Origin of the sequence: Agromyces zhanjiangensis, from assembly GCF_040496055.1 — a bacterium.
In the GTDB taxonomy this organism is placed as follows: Bacteria; Actinomycetota; Actinomycetes; order Actinomycetales; family Microbacteriaceae; genus Agromyces; species Agromyces zhanjiangensis.
Genome location: NZ_JBEPKB010000002.1, coordinates 237,001 through 257,927 on the forward strand (window position 1 = coordinate 237,001; position 20,927 = coordinate 257,927).

Sequence of the window (20,927 nt, forward strand, 5' to 3'; positions counted from 1 at the left end):
GCCGCATGAGCCAGACCCGACCCATCCCCTCCTCCGGCCCGCACCGCGACGACGACGTCGCTCCCGTGGTCGATCGCCTCCGTGCCGCGGTCGAGGCGGGCTTCCCGTCGACCGTCGCCGACCTCACGGACCTCGTCCGGATCCCGTCCGTGTCGTGGGAGGCCTTCGACCCCGAGCACGTCGCCCGGAGCGCGGAGGCGGTGGCGGAGCTCGTCCGGGGGCTCGGGGTGTTCGACGAGGTCGACATCAGGCAGGCGCCGATCGGCGACGGGGCAGAGCTGGGGCAGCCCGCAGTCGTCGCGCGTCGCGCCGCGCGGAACGGACGCCCCACGGTGCTGCTGTACGCCCACCACGACGTCCAGCCGCCCGGCCGCGACGAGGACTGGGACTCGACGCCGTTCGAGCCGACCCTCCGCGGCGACCGGCTCTACGGCCGCGGCGCGGCCGACGACAAGGCCGGCGTCATGGCCCACATCGCCGCGATCCGAGCCCTCGTCGACGTCGTCGGCACCGACCTCGATCTCGGCATCGCGCTCTTCATCGAGGGCGAGGAGGAGTTCGGGTCCCGGTCCTTCTCGGCGTTCCTGCGCGAGAACCGGGATCTGCTCGAGGCGGATGCGATCGTCGTGGCGGACTCGAACAACTGGGACGTCGACACCCCGGCGCTCACGGTCGCGCTCCGCGGCAACGTGACCTTCCGACTGACGGTCTCCACGCTCGCGCACGCGTCGCACTCGGGGATGTTCGGCGGTGCGGTGCCCGACGCGATGCTCGCCGCCATCCGGCTCCTCGCGACGCTGCACGATGAGGACGGCGCGGTCGCCGTCGCCGGACTCACGTCCGCCCACCTGGACACGCCGCCGTACGACGAGGCGCAGCTCCGCGCCGAGACCGGGCTGCTCGACGGCGTGACGCCGATCGGACGCGGCACGATCCTCTCCCGCATCTGGGCCCAGCCGTCGATCACCGTCACCGGCATCGACGCGCCGACGGTGGCGAACGCCTCGAACACGCTCATCCCGCGGGTGGCGGTCCGGGTGAGCGCGCGCATCGCGCCCGGACAGGACGCGGAGGCGGCGTTCGAGGCGCTTCGCACGCACCTGCTCGGGAACGCGCCGTTCGGCGCGCACGTCGAGCTCGACGACATCGACACCGGGCAGCCGTTCCTCGTGGACACCTCCGGCTGGGCCGTCGCGGAGGCGAAGGCCGCGATGGCCGAGGCGTGGGGCGTCGAGCCCGTCGACATCGGAGTGGGCGGGTCGATCCCGTTCATCGCGGAGCTCGTCGAGGAGTTCCCGCAGGCGCAGATCCTGGTGACCGGCGTGGAGGACCCCGACTCCCGTGCGCACAGCCCGAACGAGTCGCTGCACCTCGGCGTCTTCCGTCGCGCGGTGCTCACCGAGGCGGCACTTCTCGCCCGCCTCCAGGCGCGCGCGGGGGAGTAGCGGCCCCGCGCGATCGGCCGTTCAGGGAGAACGCGCATCCTGCACGGGTACAATCGGTGCCGACCGACCTTCTTCGAGGAGCGATATGAGCGACACGATCACCGACGCCGTCCACGGCGTGAAGCTGAGCGATCCGGCTGCCGACAAGGTGCGCAGCCTCCTGTCGCAGGAGGGGCGTGACGACCTGCGTCTTCGCGTCGCCGTCCAGCCCGGCGGATGCTCCGGCCTCATCTACCAGCTCTACTTCGACGAGCGACTGCTCGACGGCGATGCGGTCGTGGACTTCGAGGGCGTCGAGGTCGTGGTCGACAAGATGAGCGTCCCGTACCTCGACGGCTCGACGATCGACTTCGAGGACACGATCCAGAAGCAGGGCTTCACGATCGACAACCCGAACGCGCAGGGCAGCTGCGCCTGCGGCGACTCGTTCCACTGAGCCGCCTCGAATCACGCGATGAGGGAGACCGCCACGGCGGTCTCCCTCATCGCGTTTCCGGCCGTCGGGCGGGAGATTCGATGCACATCGGGCTGAACGCGCGCTGATGGTGCACGAGCGGGCCGTCGACTCGGAGTAGGCTAGGGCTGATCAATGCGCTTCGCTGAGAAGCGCCTTCGAATCTCCCGAAAGGTCACCGGTGCGCCACAATCGCCGTCTCCGATGGGCTGCTGTTCCGATCGCAGCGACGCTCAGCCTCGTCCTCGCCGGATGCACGCAGGCTCAGCTGAACGGATTCCTCCCCGGCTTCATCGAGGGCGAGGCGCCCGCGACGAACCACACCGAGCGGGTCTCGGGCCTGTGGGTGACGTCGTGGATCGTGCTGCTCGTGGTCGGTGTGGTGACGTGGGGCCTCACCATCTGGGCCGTGGTGGCCTACCGCCGCCGCAAGGGCCAGACCGGCCTTCCGGTGCAGCTGCGCTACAACATGCCGATCGAGGTGTTCTACACCGTCATCCCCCTGATCCTGGTGCTCGGCTTCTTCGCCTTCACGGCCCGCGACCAGCAGGCGATCGAGGCCCGCTTCGCCGAGGACGAGATCGACGTGAAGATCGAGGCGATCGCCAAGCAGTGGGCGTGGGACTTCAACTACGTCAACGAGGACGTCTACTCCGCCGGCATCCAGGCGCAGCTCGACGACGAGGGACCGGCCGGATCGGTCAAGCAGGACGAACTGCCGACGCTGGTGCTGCCGGTCGGTGCGAACGTCGAGATCGCACTCGAGTCCCGCGACGTGATCCACTCCTTCTGGGTCGTCGACTTCCTCTACAAGAAGGACATGTTCCCCGGCAAGACGAACTACATGTCGTTCGTCCCCGAGCGCGAGGGCACGTACGCCGGCAAGTGCGCCGAACTCTGCGGCGAGTACCACTCGCTCATGCTGTTCAACGTGGAAGTCGTCTCGCAGGGCGAGTACGACGACTACATCGAGGAACTGCGCGACTCGGGCAACGAGGGCCAGCTCTCCACCGAGTACGACCGCAACCAGAACCTGCCCGGCACGGGCGCGCCCGAACTGATTGAGGAGCACGAAGGCGAATGAGCACCACCACCGCACCGGCTCGGCCCGCGGGGTCGTCGCAGCCGTTCGGCGCCGCGAAGGTCGAGCGCAAGGGCAACGTCCTCGTCAAGTGGATCACCTCCACCGACCACAAGGTCATCGGGTACCTCTACCTGATCACCTCCTTCATCTACTTCTGCATCGGCGGCGTGATGGCCCTCATCATCCGCGCGCAGCTGTTCGAGCCTGGTCTCGAGGTCATCCAGACCCGTGAGCAGTACAACCAGCTGTTCACCATGCACGGCACGATCATGCTGCTGATGTTCGCGACGCCGCTCTTCGCGGGCTTCGCGAACGTCCTGATGCCGCTGCAGATCGGTGCACCCGACGTCGCGTTCCCACGACTGAACGCGTTCGCCTACTGGGCGTTCAACTTCGGGTCGCTGATGGCGGTCGCCGGCTTCTTCACCCCTCAGGGCGCCGCATCGTTCGGCTGGTTCGCCTACCAACCACTCGCATCGACGACGTTCTCACCGGGCATCGGCGGCAATCTCTGGATGCTGGGCCTCGGCCTCTCGGGCTTCGGCACGATCCTCGGTGCCGTGAACTTCATCACCACGATCATCACGATGCGCGCGCCGGGCATGACCATGTTCCGGATGCCGATCTTCACGTGGAACACCCTCGTGACCTCGATCCTCGTGCTGATGGCCTTCCCGGTCCTCGCCGCCGCGATCCTGGCCGCCGCCGCCGACCGCGTGTTCAACGCTCACATCTACGACCCCGAGAACGGAGGAGTGATCCTCTGGCAGCACCTCTTCTGGTTCTTCGGCCATCCCGAGGTGTACATCATCGCCCTGCCGTTCTTCGGCATCGTGTCCGAGATCTTCCCCGTGTTCAGCCGGAAGCCGATCTTCGGCTACAAGACGCTGATCTACGCGACGATCGCGATCGCGGCCCTCTCGGTCACGGTCTGGGCGCACCACATGTACGTCACGGGTTCCGTGCTGCTGCCGTGGTTCGCGCTCATGACGATGCTGATCGCCGTCCCGACCGGTGTGAAGATCTTCAACTGGATCGGCACGATGTGGCGCGGCTCGATCACGTTCGAGACCCCGCTGATCTGGTCGCTCGGCTTCCTGATCACGTTCGTCTTCGGCGGCCTCACCGGCGTCATCCTCGCCTCCCCGCCGCTCGACTTCCACGTGTCCGACACGTACTTCGTCGTCGCCCACTTCCACTACGTGGTCTTCGGAACCGTCGTCTTCGCGATGTTCGCCGGCTTCTACTTCTGGTGGCCGAAGTGGACCGGCAAGATGCTGAACGAGACGCTCGGCAAGTGGCACTTCTGGCTGCTGTTCATCGGCTTCCACACGACGTTCCTCATCCAGCACTGGCTGGGCGTCGTCGCCATGCCGCGCCGGTACTACTCGTACCTGCCGGAGGACAACATCACCTGGATGAACCAGCTGTCCACCATCGGCGCGTTCATCCTCGCGGTCTCGCTCATCCCGTTCTTCCTGAACGTGTACATCACGGCGCGTCGCGCACCCAAGGTCACCGTCAATGACCCGTGGGGCTACGGCGGATCGCTCGAGTGGGCCACGAGCTGCCCGCCGCCGCGGCACAACTTCACGTCGATCCCGCGTATCCGGTCGGAGCGCCCGGCGTTCGACCTGAACCACCCCGAGGCGGGCATCCCGGTCGGCATCGGTCCGGCGAAGGACGCACCGCACGCCCCCGTCATCGACGCAGAGACCAAGGAAGTCAAGTAGATGCGCGCCAATGTCGTCCTGTTCTGGGTCCTGACCGGCTTCTTCGCCCTCTCGGCCGCGGTCTACATCTTCTGGACGTGGATCGACGAGCGTGAGCCGGGGGTCGAGTGGGTCGGGCTCGTGGCCATCTCGCTCAGCGGTGTGCTCAGCGCGTTCATCGCGTTCTACCTGGGCCGCGTCCACAGGGAACAGGGCGGCGAGCTCCCCGAGGACCGACTCGACGCGAACATCGATGACGGCGACGCCGAACTCGGGTTCTTCAGCCCGTGGAGCTGGTGGCCGATCATGCTCGCGGGTTCGGCGGCGCTCGCCTTCCTCGGCCTCGCCGTCGGGTTCTGGATCTCGTTCCTCGCGATCGGTCCTGCCCTGGTCAGCCTCGTCGGCTGGGTCTACGAGTACTACCGCGGGAACTTCGCGCGCTGATCGCGTCCTCGTTCCTCGACGCCCCCGGTGCTTCAGCACCGGGGGCGTCGTCGTTCTTCACGCCCGGTGCGCGGTCGCGATGCGCCACGGACCTGCCCGAACGATGTCCTCCAGTGCGAAGCCCGCCAACCGCAACGTGTCGTACATCACCTCGGGGGAGTGCAGGTAGCCGCGGTACTCCTTTCCGCGCAGTCGCATCATGAGGTTCGCGGCACCGACGAGTGCGCGCCTCGGCCATGTCCGCGTCGGGTGGCTGAACACGACGGTCCGACGCGCATGCGACGCTGACGCGGCGAGCAGCGCAACGGCGTCCGGGTAGCAGCACACCACCCGGTGCAGCACGACGTGATCGACGGCCCCCACGCGTGCGCCCTCCACGGCGAGGTCGATGCCGATGAACCGGCGGGCGCGGGAGGACAGACCCGCCTCGTCCAGGAGTGCTCGCGCGACCGCCTCGTACGCGCCGGACATCTCGAGGTTCGTCGAGCTCGAGGCACCGTCACGGAGCAGTTCGAGCTGGATGGCGCCGATGCCGCCGCCGACCTCGAGCACTGTCGTTCCCTCGACGCCCTCGGACTCGAGACGTTCGACGATACGACGCTCGGGTCCGGTGAGGCCCTTCCGCCGGTAGCGTCGATCGAGCTGGCGCGCGAATCGGACGTCGAAGGCCTCGAAGTACCGAGACCGAGCTGGACTGCAGCACTCGTCCATGCGCCCAGTATGCACCCGCGCGACCGGGGCATCCTCCCTCGCGGGACTGCGGTCAGGATGCTGTGACGACGAAGGCGAGCACGTCGACGGACACGGTGACCTCCTGCATTCCGTCGGCGTCGACCGACGCGAGGGCCGCACCGTGGTGAGCTGACGGCCCCATTCCCGTGATGAGCGTGCGGAGGGCGGCATCCGCCTCGATCCGGTACTCGACGCTCCGGACCGACGCCGGCGCGAACCCTGCGGATTGGAGCTGGTCGGACACCGTCGTCGCCTTCTCCGCAGGGATGTCGATCAGTCCGCCCGACTCACGCAGCTCCGAGAGATGCGACGAGGTGGGGACGACGACGACGATCCGCCCACCTGGACGGAGGATCCTGGCGAACTCGGCCGGGTTGCGCGGTGCGAACACGTCGAGGATCACGTCCGCTGCGGCGTCTCGGATCGGCAGCGGGCGCCAGATGTCCAAGACGACCCCGGTCGCCGCCGGGACGGCCCGGAGCGCCATCCTGACGGCGTCGGGTGACCGGTCGGCGAGCAGTACCTCGGCGCCGGGGAGCGCGGCGTGGATGCGTTCGGAGTAGTAGCCCGTGCCGCAGCCGAGATCGGCGACGCGCAGGACACCGGGAGGAGCGGCCGAGGCGCCAGCACCGATCGCGGCGTCGACGAGCGCCTCGGCGATCGGAGCGTACGATCCGCCATCCAGCAGCCGGGCGCGAGCCGTCAACATCTCCCGGTCATCGCCTACCGTGCGCGGCGCCTTCGGCGGCAGCAGCGTCAGGTATCCGTGCTTCGCCCGGTCGAACCGGTGCCCCTTCGCGCAGCCGAAGACCCGGTCCGAGACCGCTTCGAGTTCGGAGGAGCAGTTCGGGCACCGAAGCCACGTCGAGTCGATCGACATGGTCCGGTGCCCGAACTCAGCTGCTGGGTTGATCAGTGGTGCTCGTGGTGAGCAGCCTCGAGCTCGCCCTTGGTGACCGGAGCGATCCGGTCCTCGAAGAACCAGCGCGACATGCCGGCACGCAGACGCTGGCCGACGGTGATCTTACCCCGAGCGTTCGGGCGGATCATCAGCGGCTCGTACGAGTCGTAGCTCACGAGCTTCCAACGGTCGTACTCGTCGAGGGGCTGGTGCACCTCGATGAACTCGCCGCCCGGCAGCTTCACGATGCGACCCGACTCGTAGCCGTGGAGGACGATCTCGCGGTCCTTCTTCTGCAGCGCGATGGACACGCGCTTCGCGACGAAGTACGCGACGATCGGGCCGAGGAAGAGCAGCGCCTGGAGGGAGTGGATCACGCCCTCCATCGTCAGCTTGAAGTGCGTGGCGATGATGTCCGAGCTCGCGGCCGCCCAGAGCACCGCGTAGAACGTCACGCCGGCGGCACCGATGGCGGTGCGGGTGGGGTTGTTGCGAGGACGGTCGACGATGTGGTGCTCGCGCTTGTCGCCCGTGACCCACGCCTCGATGAACGGGTAGATCAGCACCGTCGCGATGAACAGGCCGAGTCCGACCAGCGGGACGAGGATGTTGAACGACCAGGTGCGGTCGAAGAGCACGAACTCCCAGCCCGGCGGGATGAGCCGCAGCGCGCCGTCCGCGAAGCCGATGTACCAGTCGGGCTGGGTACCTGCGGAGACGGGCGACGGGTCGTACGGGCCGTAGTTCCAGATCGGGTTGATCGTGAACAGCGAGGCGATGAGCGCGAGCACGCCGAACACGAGGAAGAAGAACCCGCCGGCCTTCGCAGCGTAGATCGGGAGGATGGGCGGACCGACTGCGTTCTGCTGGGTGCGGCCGGGAGCGGCATACTGCGTGTGCTTGTGCACGACCACGAACATCAGGTGCAACGCGATCAGCGCCAGGAGGATCACCGGAAGCAGCAGGATGTGCAGGGAGTACAGACGGCCGACGATCGCGGTGCCCGGGAACTCGCCGCCGAAGAGCAGGAACGAGGTCCACGTCCCGATGAGCGGGATGCCCTTGATCATTCCGTCGATGATCCGGAGGCCGTTGCCGGAGAGCAGGTCGTCGGGGAGCGAGTAGCCGGTGAAGCCCTCGCCCATCGCGAGGATGAACATCACGAAGCCGATGACCCAGTTGAGCTCGCGCGGCTTGCGGAACGCACCCGTGAAGAAGATGCGCAGCATGTGCAGGCCGATGGCGGCCACGAACATCAGCGCGGCCCAGTGGTGCATCTGCCGGACGAACAGGCCGCCGCGGATGTCGAACGAGATGTCGAGCGTGGAGGCCATGGCCACCGACATCTCGACGCCCTTGAGCGGCACGTACGACCCGTCGTACTCGACCTCGGCCATCGAGGCCTGGAAGAAGAACGTCAGGAACGTGCCGGTGATCAGGATGACGAGGAAGCTGAAGAGCGCGACCTCGCCCAGGAGGAAGGACCAGTGGTCGGGGAAGGCCTTGCGGCCGAGTTCCTTGACGAACGTCGAGACGCTCGTCCGCTCATCGATGTAGTTCGAGGCGGCCGCCGTGAAGGTACGACGCTGCGGCTCACGTGTGGTTGCGGTGCTCAATGACGCTCCCAGAAGCTCGGGCCCACGGGTTCGGTGAAATCGCTCTGCGCGACGAGGTAGCCCTCATCGTCGACCATGATCGGCAGCTGCGGCAGCGGCCGCGCGGCCGGGCCGAAGATGACCTCGCAGTGGTTGGCCACGTCGAACTGCGACTGGTGGCACGGACAGAGCAGGTGGTGCGTGTGCTGCTCGTAGAGGGCCACGGGGCAGCCGACGTGCGTGCAGATCTTCGAGTAGGCGACGATGCCGTCGTACGACCACGACGCACGGTCCGGGAGCTCGTTGAGCTCGTCGGGGTTGAGGCGCATGAGCAGGACCGCGGCCTTGGCCTTCTCCTCGAGCTTGCCGTGGTGCAGTTCGCTGAGCCCCTCGGGGATCACGTGGAAGGCGCTGCCGATCGTGACGTCGGCGGCCTTGATCGGCACGCCCGAGGGGTCGAGCGTGAGCCGCGTGCCCGCCTTCCACATGGTGTGGCTGAGGAGTTCGACCGGGTTCTCGTCCTGCGGCGCGAGCCCGCGGAACAGGACGACCGCGGGAAGCGGGAAGACGAGGAGCGCACCGATGAGGCTGTTGCGGATGACCGCGCGGCGCGAGAAGCCCGACTCCCGGTCGGCGTCTTGGAAGACCTTGACCGCGCCTTCGCGGGCGACCTGGTTGCCGCCGATCTTGTGGCGCTCGTCGGCGATCTCCACGTCGGTCATGACCGCCTTCGCCCAGTGCACGGCACCGAAGCCGATCCCGAGGAGCGCGAGGGCCGCACCGAGGCCGATGAAGAGGTTGTTCAGACGCACGTCGCCGACGTCGTTGCCCTCCATCGGGAAGAGCATGTACGCCGCGATCGCCCAGATGCTGCCGAGGATCGACAGGTAGAAGAGCGTGTACACCGTGCGCTGTGCACGCTTCTCCTTCTTCGGGTCCTCATCGGTGACGCGCGGACGGTGCGGCGGGAAGCCGGGGTTCTCGAACGCGTCGGACTGGATGAGGGCGGTGCCCGTCTTGACGGCGGGGACGGTCTCGGCGTGCGACGAGTCGGCAGCGGCGAGTTCGGTGCCGCTGTGGTCGTCCTGTGCCATGGTTCTCCTTCTTCGCTTCTTCGGTGCGGGCCCTAGTTGGACTTCGCCGTGATCCACACGGTGATCGCGACGATGGCGCCGAGACCGAAGATCCAGATGAACAGACCCTCCGCGACCGGGCCGAGCGAGCCGAGCTCGAAGCCACCGGGCGAACGGTTGTCCTGCACGTACTGCAGGTAGGTGATGATGTCGCGCTTGTCTTCCGGCGAGATGTTCAGGTCGTTGAAGACCGGCATGTTCTGCGGGCCGGTGACCATGGCCTCGTAGATGTGCACGCCCGAGACATCCGTCAGCGGGGGAGCGAACTTGCCCTCGGTGAGCGCGCCACCGGCGCCGGCCACGTTGTGGCACATCGCGCAGTTGATGCGGAAGAGCTCCGCGCCGTTCGCCGCATCGCCGCCGCCGTTGACGAGGCTGTCGGCGGGGATGTCGGGGCCGGGGCCGAGCGAGCCGACGTAGTAGGCGAGCTGCTTGACCTGCTCGTCGGTGAACTGCACGGGCTTCTGCTCGGCCTGCGGGCCCTGCATCTGCATCGGCATGCGACCCGTGCCGACCTGGAAGTCGACCGCCGCTGCGCCGACGCCGATGAGGCTCGGGCCGTCGTTCGTGCCCTGTGCCTCGAGGCCGTGGCACGTGGCGCAGTTGGCCTGGAAGAGCTTCCCACCCTCCTCGATCGTCTCCTGCGACGTGGGGGAGGGCTCAGCCTGCGCGGTCGTGGTGCTGAAGGCGGCGTAGGCGCCTCCGGTGAACACGAGGCCGAGCGCGAGCAGCGCGGCGGTGGCGAGCGGATGCCGGCGACCGGTGCGTCGCTTCGAGCGGTTCATTGATCTCTTCCTGTTCGCGGGCATTGCGGGGTTGGCGCTCCTGGCTCTGGCTACTTGAGGACGTAGATGACGAGGAAGAGGCCGATCCAGACCACGTCGACGAAGTGCCAGTAGTACGACACGACGATCGCGCTGGTGGCCTCCTTGTGGCCGAAGTTCTTGACGGCGAACACTCGGCCGATCACGAGCAGGAAGGCGATCAGGCCGCCGGTGACGTGCAGCGCGTGGAAGCCGGTCGTGAGGTAGAAGGCCGAGCCATACGCGTTCGAGTCGAGCGCGATGCCCTCCGAGACGAGCTGGGCGTACTCGAGCGACTGACCCGCGACGAAGATGGCGCCCATGACGTAGGTGACGAAGAACCACTCGACCATGCCCCAGTCGCGCAGCTTCCAGCTGGTGCGGTAGGGCTGCATGCGCTCGGCGGCGAAGACGCCGAACTGGCAGGTGAACGAGGACGCCACGAGGATGAGCGTGTTGACGAGGGCGAACGGGACGTTCAATCGGCCCGCTTCGAAGTCCCACAGTTCCGGCGACGTCGAACGCAGCGTGAAGTAGATCGCGAACAGGCCCGCGAAGAACATGACCTCGCTGCCAAGCCACACGATGGTACCGACCGCGACGGTGTTCGGCCGCTTGATCGCAGGCGCACTCGTCTGAAACGTCATTGAGGTGCTCGTCACGTTCACCATTATGGCTGATCCTCGGACGTGTTTTCGGACGGGGCGGGTCCGGATGTCCGACATCTTCCCCTTCGAATCGCGGATTCCGCTGGTCGGACGCCGTGAAAACGCCCCGAATCCCGCGGATAGGATCGTCTGCATGCCCTCCATGCAGACCTGGCCCGACGTCCTGAACTCGCTCCTCGCGGGCGAGGACCTCAGTGTCTCGGATGCCGCGTGGTGCATGGAACAGGTCATGACGGGCACCGCGACCGACGCGCAGCTCGCCGCCTTCCTCATCGCGCTCCGCGTGAAGGGGGAGACGGTCGACGAGATCGTGGGCTTCCGCGATGCGATCCTCGAGCACGCGGTGGAGCTGCCCGTCGACGCGATGGCGCTCGACATCGTCGGCACGGGAGGCGATCGGTTCGGCACGGTCAACGTCTCGACGATGGCCTCCGTGGTGTGCGCGGCGGCTGGCGTGCCGATCGTCAAGCACGGCAACAAGGCAGCGAGCTCCGCATCCGGCTCGTCCGACGTCCTCGGCGCGCTCGGCATCGACCTCACGCTCCCGGCCCACCGGGTCGCGGAGGTGCTCGACGAGACGGGGATCACGTTCGCGTTCGCCGCGGCGTTCCACCCCGGCTTCAAGCACGCGGGCCCGGTCCGCGCCCAGCTCGGCGTGCCGACCGTCTTCAACTTCCTCGGCCCCCTCTGCAACCCGGCCCGCCCCGAGGCATCCGCGGTCGGTGTCGCGCACCTCGACCGGGTGCCTCTGATCGTCGGCGTCTTCCAGACGCGCGGGGCGACCGCGCTCGTGTTCCGCGGGGACGACGGCCTCGACGAGCTCACCACGACGGGCCACAGCCACATCTGGGAGGTGTCGCGCGGCACGGTGAAGGAGCACGACCTCGACCCGCGCGAACTCGGGATCCCGCGAGCGACGATCGACCAGCTCCAGGGCGGCGATGCCCAGCACAATGCCGGAATCGTGCACGAGGTGTTCGCCGGAGCGCGCGGGCCGATCCGCGACATCGTCGTGCTGAACGCCGCCGCCGGTCTCGTCGCATTCGAACTCGCAAACGACCCGAGCCAGTTCCAGCGGACGATCCTCGAGCGGTTCCACGAGAAGATGGCGGTCGCCGAGGGCGCGATCGACAGCGGCGCGGCCGCGCGCAAGCTCGAGGAGTGGGTCGCGGCCACCCGACGCTGACATGCCCGACGGGGCCCCGCCGAAGCGGGACCCCGTCGTGGATCGTCCGGCGTCAGTTCACGTCCTCGTCGACCCAGTCGAAGGTCTTCGTGACGGCCTTCTTCCAGAGCCGGAGCTGCCGGTCGCGCTCATCGGCCTCCATCTTCGGCTCCCAGCGACGGTCCTCCTGCCAGTTGGAGCGCAGGTCGTCGAGGCTCGACCAGAACCCGGTCGCGAGACCCGCGGCGTACGCCGCGCCGAGCGCGGTCGTCTCGGCGACGACCGGCCGGACGACGGGCACGCCGAGGATGTCGGCCTGGAACTGCATCAGCGTGTTGTTGGCGATCATGCCGCCGTCGACCTTGAGCTCCGTGAGCTCGACGCCGGAGTCGGCGTTGACGGCGTCGAGCACCTCGCGCGTCTGGAAGGCGGTGGCCTCGAGTGCCGCACGGGCGATGTGTCCCTTGTTCACGTAGCGGGTCAGGCCCACGAGCGCGCCGCGCGCATCCGGACGCCAGTACGGCGCGAAGAGCCCCGAGAACGCGGGCACGAAGTACGCACCGCCGTTGTCGTCGACGGACTTCGCGAGCTCCTCGACCTCGGGGGCCGAGGAGATGATGCCGAGGTTGTCGCGCAGCCACTGCACGAGCGACCCGGTCACCGCGATCGCACCCTCGAGGGCGTAGTGCGCGGGTTGGTCGCCGAGCTTGTAGCCGAGGGTGGTCAGCAGCCCGTTCTTCGAGTGGACGATCTCGGTGTCCGTGTTGAAGATGAGGAAGTTGCCCGTACCGTAGGTGTTCTTCGACTCGCCGGCGTCGAACGCCGCCTGGCCGAACGTCGCCGCCTGTTGGTCGCCGAGGATGCCGGCCACCGGAACCTCGCGCAGGAGGCTCGAGGATTCGACCGTGCCGTAGACCTCGGAGGAGGACTTGATCTCGGGCATCATCGAGCGCGGAACGCCGAAGGTCTCGAGGATGTCGTCGCGCCAGGACAGCGACTCGAGGTCCATGAACATCGTGCGGCTCGCGTTGGTGACATCCGTCGCGTGCACCCCGCCGTCGACGCCGCCCGTCAGGTTCCAGAGCACCCAGCAGTCCGTGGTGCCGAAGATGAGGTCGCCGGCCTCGGCCTTGGCGCGCGCGCCGTCGACGTTCTCGAGGATCCACACGATCTTGGTGCCCGAGAAGTAGGTCGCGAGCGGCAACCCGACGTCCTGCTTGAACCGCTCGACGCCGCCGTCGGCTGCGAGGCGGTCGACGATCGGCTGCGTGCGGGTGTCCTGCCACACGATCGCGTTGTAGACGGGCTCGCCCGTGTTCTTGTCCCAGACCACCGCGGTCTCGCGCTGGTTGGTGATGCCCACGGCGGCGATGTCGTGGCGGGTCAGGTCGGCCTTGCCGAGCGCCTGCCCGATCACCTCGCGGGTGTTCTTCCAGATCTCCATGGGGTCGTGTTCGACCCATCCGGCCTTGGGGAAGATCTGCTCGTGCTCGAGCTGCCCGCTCGAGACGATCGACCCCTTGTGGTCGAAGATGATCGCTCGAGTGCTGGTGGTTCCCTGGTCGATCGCCAGGATGTAGTCGGCCATGTCCGATGCGTCCTCTCTGTCGCAGTGGTGGAATGTGCCAGTCCGCCGGCGATGGTTCGCATCGCTGCGCGCGAACGGACGAGGGGCCGGTCGTTCCGACGACCGGCCCCTCGGTGATCAGCCCAGAAGGGGGAGCGCGACGATCGCGGTCCAACCCGCGAGCACGCCGCCGATGATGGGTCCCACGACCGGGACCCAGGAGTAGGACCAGTCGCTGCTGCCCTTGCCCTGGATGGGAAGGATGGCGTGGGCGATGCGCGGACCGAGGTCACGGGCCGGGTTGATCGCGTATCCGGTCGGGCCACCGAGGGAGGCGCCGATACCGATCACCAGGAGGGCGACGGGCAGCGCACCGAGCGCCGCGAGTCCCGAGGCGTCGCCGTTCCGGCCGAAGCCGATCACGACGAACACCAGGACGAACGTGCCGATGATCTCGGTCACGAGGTTCCACGCGTAGGAGCGGATGGCGGGACCGGTCGAGAACACGCCGAGCTTGTTCGCCGCCTGCGGCTCGTCGTCGAAGTGCTGCTTGTACGCCAGCCAGCAGACGATGGCGCCGAGGATGGCACCGATCAACTGCGCACCGATGTACGTGAGCACCGACAGGGCGTCCACCGGAACGGTGGTGCCGAGGGCCGCGTTGCCGAACTCGGTCGCGCCGTTGGCGACGAGCCCGAGGGTGACGGCGGGGTTGATGTGCGCGCCCGAGGCGTACGCGACGATGACGCCGGCGAAGACCGCGAAGCCCCAGCCGATGGTGACCATCAGGAACCCGCCGTTGTAGCCCTTCGTCTTGACGAGGGCGACGTTCGCCACGACTCCGCAACCGAGCAGCACGAGCATCGCCGTGCCGACGAGTTCGGAGAGGAACAGCACTCCGAGATTGTCCACGTTGACCTTCCATCCTTTCGCCGTGCCCGAGGGGCCGCGCCCCAGGGCGGATCAGCGCCCACCCTACTCGCGTGGTCGAGATGCGCGGAAGGGCGCGCGGGAATCGTCGGATAGCCCTTTCATCGCCGGGCCTCGCCGGAGTAGTTTTGCGGGGGAGTGCCGCGTCAACGTCGACAGGCGACGGGCCGGGCGGGTGCGGTCGAGGGGAAGGGACGTTTTCGTGAAGAAGATCATCAACGATCCCAAGCACGTGGTCGACGAGTCAGTCGCAGGCTTCGGCCTCGCGCACGCCGACCTCGTGAGGGTCGAGACGGATCCCATCCACGTCGTGCGCGCCGACGCGCCGGTGGCGGGCAAGGTCGGCCTCGTGTCCGGCGGTGGCAGCGGGCACGAGCCGTTGCACGCCGGCTTCGTCGGACCCGGCATGCTCGACGCCGCCGTGCCCGGTGCGGTGTTCACCTCGCCGACGCCCGACCCGATCCTGGCGGCCACCAAGGCCGTCGACGGCGGCAAGGGCGTCCTGCACATCGTGAAGAACTACACGGGCGACGTGCTCAACTTCGAGACCGCGGCCGATCTCGCGGCCGCCGACGGCATCGAGGTCCGAGCCGTCGTCACGAACGACGACGTCGCCGTCAAGGACTCGCTCTACACGGCCGGCCGTCGCGGTGTCGGCGGCACCGTGCTCGTCGAGAAGATCGCCGGCGCCGCCGCGGATCGCGGCGACGGCCTCGACCAGGTGGCGGAGATCGCCGAGCGCGTCAACGCGAACGCGCGCTCGATGGGCATGGCGCTGACGCCGTGCATCGTCCCGCACGCGGGGGAGCCCAGCTTCACACTGGCCGAGGACGAGGTCGAGATCGGCATCGGCATCCACGGCGAGCCGGGGCGCGAGCGGATCAAGCTCGAGCCTGCGGACGCGATCGTCGATCGGCTGATCACGCCGATCATCGAGGACCTTCCGTATGCGTCGGGCGACCGGGTGCTGCTGTTCGTCAACGGGATGGGCGGAACCCCGCAGATCGAGCTCTACATCGCCTACCGACGCGCCGCCGAGGTGCTCGCCGGGAAGGGCATCACGATCGAGCGCTCGCTCGTCGGCAACTACATCACGTCGCTCGAGATGCAGGGCTTCTCGATCACGCTCCTGAAGCTGGACGACGAGATGGTCGGGCTCTGGGACGCCCCCGTGCACACGGCGGCGCTCCGGTGGGGCCGATAGGGGCGGCCGCGGTGGGATTGGACATCACATGGGCGGTGGACTGGGTCAGGCGCGGGGCTGAGTCGCTCGCGGAGCACCGGGTCGAGTTGATCACGCTCGACCGGGAGATCGGCGACGGCGACCACGGAGAGAACATGGATCGCGGATTCCAGGCGGTCCTGCCGAAGCTCGACGACCTGCCCGCCGGATCGACGCCGGCCGACGTGCTGAAGCTCGTCGCGACGACCCTGATCTCGACCGTCGGCGGCGCAGCCGGACCGCTGTACGGCACCGCGTTCCTCAAGGGGTCCGGCGCCATCGCGGGGGAGTCGTCGATCGATGCTGCCGGCGTCGTGTCGCTGCTCGAGGCCTCTCGCGACGGCATCGTGTCGAGGGGGAAGGCCGAGGCGGGCGACAAGACGATGGTCGACGCGTGGACGCCGGCGGTCGACGCCGCGCGGATCGCGGCGGACGGCGGCGCGAGTGCCGCCGAGACGCTTCGGGCCGCGGCGGATGCCGCCGCGTCGGGGGCGGTCGCGACCGAGCCGCTGGTCGCCCGCAAGGGCCGCGCCAGTTACCTCGGCGAACGCTCGGCGGGCCATCGGGACCCCGGGGCGCAGTCGACGGCCTACCTCCTCGAGGCGGCGGCCGCGGCGGCGTCCAACGGGACCAGTGCCTGAGATGGCGGACGGGGAGCGCATCGGGATCGTCGTCGTCTCGCACTCCGAGCAGCTGGCCGCAGGAGTCGTGGAGCTCGCGCACCAGATGGCACCGAACGTCCGCATCGAGCCCGCCGGCGGGACCGACGACGGTCGGATCGGGACGAGCTTCGAGCGCGTGACCACCGCCATCGGTGCGGCGGATGGCGGCGCAGGCGTGGTCGTCCTGTGCGACCTCGGGTCCGCCATCCTCACGGCGGAAACCGCCATGGACTTCCTGGAGGACGAGCAGCGGGATCGGGTCCGCATCGCGGACGCGCCGCTCGTCGAAGGCGCGGTCGCGGCATCCGTCGCCGCGGAGTCGGGCGACCCGCTCGAGACGGTCGTCCGCGCCGCGGAATCGGCGGGCGGCGTCGTGGCCGATCACGGGGCCGCGAGCCCTCAGGAAGCCTCGCCGGCCGGCGGCTCGAGCGGCGGAATCAGCCGGAGGGTCACCCTCACCAACTCGGACGGTCTGCACGCGCGCCCCGCCGCCGAGCTCGTCAAGCTCGCGAGCACGTTCTCGCAGCGCGTCACCGTGAACGGCATCGACGCGAAGAGCCTGCTCGCGATCATGGCGCTCGGACTCGTGAAGGGCGACGAGGTCGAGATCGCGACGGACGACCCCGGGGGCGTCGGAGCGGTGGAGGCGCTCGCCGCGCTCGCGTCGAGCGGGTTCGGCGAGCACTGACGAGCCGACCTCGGATCCGGGCGACGTGACTCGCCCGGATCCGGGTGGGGCATCACCTCCGCGGCGCATTGGATAGTTCAACTATCCGATAGGGCCTCGCGCCGACGGTGGTGCCGGGAGTAGCATCAGCGCCATGGCACGCGAAGAGGCGGGCCACGGCGAAGGGAACGCATTCACCCGATTCTTCGACCGGGTGGATCGGGTCATGACCCCAGCGTTCGAATCGCCGCGGATGGCCCCGGAAGAGCCCGACGACCGCAGTCAGTCGGGGGAGAAGCCGTGTCCGCTCTGCGGACACCCGATGTTCGAGCATCGCATCGACGAGTCGACGTCGAACGTCCTGCTCGAATGCCCGACCGACGTCAGGCTGCCGGAGCCCGCGATGAGCGGGCCGCTCAACGAGTTCGGCATGCCGGCGAGTGACGAGCGCATGGAGAAGCTCAGGCGTCACGACCGCGCCTGATCGACGCCGCACCAGGGGAGTGATCGCCACGGCGATCACCGATGTCGCCGTCCGGTCACGATGAATGGGCCGGATCGTGAAGTCACTTCACGATAGGTCGATGTCTCCCTAATTCGGACATAATGCACATTATCGGCCTATCGGATGAATCAGGCGCGTGCGAGCGCAGGGCCCCGCGGGCGCGCGGTCGGACGCCGGCGAATGCGATTCGCGTTCAGCCGACCGCCCGAGTCACGAGCTCGACGATGCGCTGCTCCGCCGCCGGCGTCAGCTCGGTCAGCGCGTACGACGTCGGCCACAACTCGGCGTCGTCGAGCGCCGCGTTGTCGTTGAACCCGAAGGTGGCGTATCGGGTCTTGAACTTGAGCGCCGGCTGGAAGAAGCACAGCACCTTGCCGTCCTTCGCCCAGGCGGGCATGCCGTAGTACGTGCGCGGCGCGAGCTCCGGCGCATGCTCGGTGATGAGCTCGTGGAGCCGCTGGGCCATCGCTCGATCGGCACCCTCCAGTTCGGCGATCTTCTCGAGCAGGTCGGCGGTGCCGTCCTTCTTCTTGCCGCGGCGCACCTCCTTGGCGCGATCCTTCATCGCAGCGCGTTCCTCGTCGGTGAAGCCCTCCGGCTCCTCGTCGCGTGCGGCCGTTCGCTTCGCCTCAGCCATGATCGGTTCCCTTCGGTTCGGTCGATGCGGGTTCGGTCGATGAGGTCGCTCCGCCGGAGCGCACCGCGGTCGCGAGGTCGCGCGCATAGACCACTCCCCCGGCTTCGTACGCCGAATGCAGGCACATGTCGGTCTCCTCTCGACAGGAATACGGGTGGGGGTATCAGGCGCCCACGTACTCGGCGAGGTGCTCCCCCGTGAGCGTCGCACGCTGCGCGACGAGCTCGACGGGCGTCCCCTCGAACACGATGCGCCCACCGTCGTGGCCGGCGCCGGGCCCGAGGTCGATGATCCAATCGGCGTGGGCCATGACCGCCTGGTGGTGCTCGATCACGATCACGGTCTTGCCGGAATCGACGAGCCGGTCGAGCAGCCGCAGCAGGTTGTCGACGTCGGCGAGGTGCAGCCCCGTCGTCGGCTCGTCGAGCACGTACACGTCGCCCGACTCCCCCATCGCGATCGCGAGCTTGATACGCTGCCGCTCGCCGCCCGACAGCGTCGACAGCGGCTGGCCGAGGCTCAGGTAGCCGAGCCCGACGTCCTCGAGCCGCCCCAGGATCGCCGCCGCCGCGGGGATCCTCGCCTCGCCAGCGGAGAAGAACTCGCGGGCCCGCGAGATGGGCAGGTCGAGCACCTCGGTGATGTCGAGCCCACCGAGCGTGTACTGCAGCACGCCGGCTTGGAAGCGCTTCCCGCCGCAGTCCTCGCACGGCGTCTCGATGGTGTCCATGAACCCGAGCTCGGTGATGATGACCCCCGCGCCCTTGCACGTCGGGCACGCGCCCTCGGAGTTGGCGCTGAAGAACGCGGGCTTGACCCCGTTCGCCTTCGCGAACGCCTTGCGGATCGGTTCGAGGAGCCCGGTGTAGGTCGCCGGACTGCTCCGACGCGACCCCTTGATGGCGCCCTGGTCGATCGACACGATGCCGTCACGTGGTGCGACCGAACCGTGGATGAGCGAGCTCTTGCCCGAGCCGGCCACCCCCGTGACGACGGTCAGGACCCCGAGCGGGATGTCGACGTCGACGTCGGCGAGGTTGTTCTCGTCGGCGCCGCGCACCTCGATGGCGCCTGAGCCTCGCCGCACCTCGGGCTTGATCGAGGCCCGGTCGCCGAGGTGGCGGCCCGTGACCGTATCGCTCGACTTCAGCTCCTCGACCGAGCCCTCGAACCCGATCTCGCCGCCGTTCCGCCCCGCTCCGGGACCGAGGTCGACGACGTGGTCGGCGATGGCGATCGTCTCGGGCTTGTGCTCGACCACGAGCACCGTGTTGCCCTTGTCGCGCAGCTGCAGGAGGAGCGTGTTCATGCGCTGGATGTCGTGCGGGTGCAACCCGATCGTCGGCTCGTCGAAGACATACGTGACATCCGTCAGCGACGACCCGAGGTGCCGCAGCATCTTGATGCGCTGGGCCTCGCCACCGGACAGCGTGCCGGACGGCCGCTCGAGGCTCAGGTAGCCGAGCCCCAGCGTGACGAAGGCATCCAGGTTCGCGCCGAGCGCGTCGAGCAGCGGGCCGGCGTCGGGTCGGTCGAGGGCGCGGATCCACTCGGCCAGGTCGGTGACCTGCATGCGGCACGCATCGGCGATGCTGATGCCGTCGATCCTGGACGAGCGGGCCGCTTCGGTCAGTCGCGTGCCGTCGCACTCGGGACAGCGAGTGAAGGTCGCCACGCGTTCGACGAACGCCCGGATGTGGGGCTGGAGCGCGTCGAGGTCCTTCGAGAGCATCGACTTGGTGATCTTCGGGATCAGCCCCTCGTAAGTCATGTTGATGTTCTGGATCCGGACCTTCCTCTGCTCGCTGTAGAGCAACGCGTGCCGTTCCTTCTCGGTGAACTCGGAGATCGGCCTGTCGGGGTCGTAGAAGCCCGACTCGGCGAACCCGCGGACCATCCACCCGTCTGCGGTGTATCCGGGCACCATGATGGCGCCCTCGTTCAGCGATCGCGTTTCGTCGATGACCTGCGAGAGGTCGAGGTCGGACACCGAGCCGCGCCCCTCACACCTCGGGCACATGCCGCCGAGGTACACGACGTCGCGCACGATCGTCTTGTCGCCGGTCGCCGACGTCATGACCCCGCTGGCCTTCTGCGTGGGGATGTTGAAGGAGAAGGCCGTCGGTCCGCCGATGTGCGGTTCGCCCAAGCGGCTGAAGAGGATCCGCAGCATGGCGTTCGCGTCGGTGACGGTTCCCACGGTCGATCTGGGGTTCGCCCCGAGCCGCTCCTGGTCGACGATGATCGCGGTCGTGAGGCCCTCGAGCACGTCGACGTCGGGGCGGGGCACGGACGGCATGAACCCCTGCACGAAGGCGCTGTACGTCTCGTCGATGAGCCGACGCGACTCGGCGGCGATGGTGTCGAACACGAGCGAGCTCTTGCCCGATCCGGAGACGCCCGTGAACACGGTCAGGCGGCGCTTCGGCAGCTCGACCGAGACGTCCTTCAGGTTGTTCTCCCGGGCGCCCTGCACCCGGATGCGGTCGTGGGCGTCCGCGGCAGGCAGGGCGGATGCCGCGGGCGCGATGTTCGGGGTCGTGGTCATCGTTCCTCCATCGGGGTCGGTTCCGATCCAAGCACTGCCGCGCCATCGACGTC

At 68.3% G+C, this 20,927-nt stretch carries 20 protein-coding genes; 10 read left to right on the forward strand and 10 right to left on the reverse strand.

The window, feature by feature from the left end:
* Positions 1 to 5: 5 nt before the first annotated feature.
* The 5 genes from ABME02_RS04300 (at position 6) to ABME02_RS04320 (ending at position 5,139) form a co-directional block, all read left to right on the forward strand.
* Positions 6 to 1,445 carry a dipeptidase gene (locus ABME02_RS04300; protein WP_353814048.1) on the forward strand — a complete coding sequence of 480 codons (1,440 nt, stop codon included), beginning with the start codon at positions 6 to 8 and terminating at the stop codon, positions 1,443 to 1,445.
* An 85-nt stretch (positions 1,446 to 1,530) separates the two neighbouring features.
* Entirely contained in the window at positions 1,531 to 1,881 is a 351-nt protein-coding gene (gene erpA / locus ABME02_RS04305; RefSeq protein ID WP_129233257.1) for an iron-sulfur cluster insertion protein ErpA, read from the forward strand.
* A gap of 199 nt (positions 1,882 to 2,080) precedes the next feature.
* Positions 2,081 to 2,983: an aa3-type cytochrome oxidase subunit II gene (ctaC, locus tag ABME02_RS04310; protein ID WP_353814049.1), complete on the forward strand. Its 903-nt coding sequence runs from the start codon at positions 2,081 to 2,083 to the stop codon at positions 2,981 to 2,983.
* Entirely contained in the window at positions 2,980 to 4,716 is a 1,737-nt protein-coding gene (gene ctaD, locus ABME02_RS04315) for an aa3-type cytochrome oxidase subunit I (protein ID WP_353814050.1), read from the forward strand. The genes ctaC and ctaD overlap by 4 nt, the downstream gene beginning before the upstream one ends.
* Positions 4,717 to 5,139, forward strand: a complete 423-nt coding sequence (locus tag ABME02_RS04320; protein ID WP_353814051.1) for a cytochrome c oxidase subunit 4 — start codon at positions 4,717 to 4,719, stop codon at positions 5,137 to 5,139. It abuts the gene before it with no gap.
* Positions 5,140 to 5,196: 57 nt separating this feature from the next.
* On the opposite strand, the gene ABME02_RS04325 is transcribed toward ABME02_RS04320, so the two are convergent.
* The 6 genes from ABME02_RS04325 to ctaE are packed head-to-tail and all read right to left on the reverse strand — an operon-like array spanning position 5,197 to position 10,974.
* Positions 5,197 to 5,850: a class I SAM-dependent methyltransferase gene (locus tag ABME02_RS04325; RefSeq protein ID WP_353814052.1), complete on the reverse strand. Its 654-nt coding sequence runs from the start codon at positions 5,848 to 5,850 to the stop codon at positions 5,197 to 5,199.
* A 52-nt stretch (positions 5,851 to 5,902) separates the two neighbouring features.
* Complete coding sequence (locus ABME02_RS04330) at positions 5,903 to 6,751, reverse strand: putative RNA methyltransferase (protein ID WP_353814053.1); 849 nt, start codon at positions 6,749 to 6,751, stop codon at positions 5,903 to 5,905.
* Positions 6,752 to 6,783: 32 nt separating this feature from the next.
* Positions 6,784 to 8,388 (reverse strand): cytochrome bc1 complex cytochrome b subunit, encoded by a 1,605-nt coding sequence (gene qcrB / locus ABME02_RS04335; protein WP_353814054.1) that lies wholly within the window; start codon positions 8,386 to 8,388, stop codon positions 6,784 to 6,786.
* A complete protein-coding gene (qcrA, locus tag ABME02_RS04340; RefSeq protein ID WP_353814055.1) occupies positions 8,385 to 9,461 on the reverse strand; it encodes a cytochrome bc1 complex Rieske iron-sulfur subunit in 1,077 nt (358 codons plus the stop codon). Before qcrA ends, qcrB begins: the two co-directional genes overlap by 4 nt.
* Before the next feature lie 32 nt (positions 9,462 to 9,493).
* Positions 9,494 to 10,285, reverse strand: a complete 792-nt coding sequence (gene qcrC / locus ABME02_RS04345) for a cytochrome bc1 complex diheme cytochrome c subunit (protein WP_353814056.1) — start codon at positions 10,283 to 10,285, stop codon at positions 9,494 to 9,496.
* Between the two features lie 50 nt (positions 10,286 to 10,335).
* Complete coding sequence (gene ctaE / locus ABME02_RS04350; protein ID WP_353814057.1) at positions 10,336 to 10,974, reverse strand: aa3-type cytochrome oxidase subunit III; 639 nt, start codon at positions 10,972 to 10,974, stop codon at positions 10,336 to 10,338.
* A gap of 130 nt (positions 10,975 to 11,104) precedes the next feature.
* Here ctaE and trpD point away from each other — a divergent pair, with 130 nt between their 5' ends.
* Positions 11,105 to 12,157 (forward strand): anthranilate phosphoribosyltransferase, encoded by a 1,053-nt coding sequence (trpD, locus tag ABME02_RS04355; protein ID WP_353814058.1) that lies wholly within the window; start codon positions 11,105 to 11,107, stop codon positions 12,155 to 12,157.
* A 52-nt stretch (positions 12,158 to 12,209) separates the two neighbouring features.
* Here trpD and glpK read toward each other — a convergent pair whose 3' ends face one another.
* Together glpK and ABME02_RS04365 are read right to left on the reverse strand one after the other, a co-directional pair.
* Positions 12,210 to 13,724 carry a glycerol kinase GlpK gene (gene glpK / locus ABME02_RS04360; protein ID WP_353814059.1) on the reverse strand — a complete coding sequence of 505 codons (1,515 nt, stop codon included), beginning with the start codon at positions 13,722 to 13,724 and terminating at the stop codon, positions 12,210 to 12,212.
* A 117-nt stretch (positions 13,725 to 13,841) separates the two neighbouring features.
* A complete protein-coding gene (locus tag ABME02_RS04365) occupies positions 13,842 to 14,615 on the reverse strand; it encodes an MIP/aquaporin family protein (protein ID WP_353814060.1) in 774 nt (257 codons plus the stop codon).
* 220 nt (positions 14,616 to 14,835) lie between these two features.
* Between ABME02_RS04365 and dhaK the strand changes: the two genes are divergently transcribed.
* The 4 genes from dhaK to ABME02_RS04385 all read left to right on the forward strand — a co-directional run bounded on the left by dhaK (position 14,836) and on the right by ABME02_RS04385 (position 17,668).
* Positions 14,836 to 15,837, forward strand: coding sequence for a dihydroxyacetone kinase subunit DhaK (gene dhaK, locus ABME02_RS04370; RefSeq protein WP_353814061.1), 1,002 nt, complete (start codon positions 14,836 to 14,838; stop codon positions 15,835 to 15,837).
* An 11-nt stretch (positions 15,838 to 15,848) separates the two neighbouring features.
* Entirely contained in the window at positions 15,849 to 16,496 is a 648-nt protein-coding gene (gene dhaL, locus ABME02_RS04375; RefSeq protein WP_353814062.1) for a dihydroxyacetone kinase subunit DhaL, read from the forward strand.
* Position 16,497: 1 nt separating this feature from the next.
* Positions 16,498 to 17,205, forward strand: coding sequence for a dihydroxyacetone kinase phosphoryl donor subunit DhaM (dhaM, locus tag ABME02_RS04380; RefSeq protein WP_353814397.1), 708 nt, complete (start codon positions 16,498 to 16,500; stop codon positions 17,203 to 17,205).
* A gap of 133 nt (positions 17,206 to 17,338) precedes the next feature.
* Positions 17,339 to 17,668 (forward strand): hypothetical protein, encoded by a 330-nt coding sequence (locus ABME02_RS04385; protein ID WP_353814063.1) that lies wholly within the window; start codon positions 17,339 to 17,341, stop codon positions 17,666 to 17,668.
* A gap of 214 nt (positions 17,669 to 17,882) precedes the next feature.
* Here ABME02_RS04385 and ABME02_RS04390 read toward each other — a convergent pair whose 3' ends face one another.
* Together ABME02_RS04390 and ABME02_RS04395 are read right to left on the reverse strand one after the other, a co-directional pair.
* The gene (locus ABME02_RS04390) at positions 17,883 to 18,326 is read right to left on the reverse strand and encodes an iron chaperone (protein WP_353814064.1); all 444 of its coding nucleotides are present in this window, start codon (positions 18,324 to 18,326) and stop codon (positions 17,883 to 17,885) included.
* Positions 18,327 to 18,489: 163 nt separating this feature from the next.
* Positions 18,490 to 20,874 carry an ATP-binding cassette domain-containing protein gene (locus ABME02_RS04395; RefSeq protein WP_353814065.1) on the reverse strand — a complete coding sequence of 795 codons (2,385 nt, stop codon included), beginning with the start codon at positions 20,872 to 20,874 and terminating at the stop codon, positions 18,490 to 18,492.
* Positions 20,875 to 20,927 lie beyond the last annotated feature (53 nt).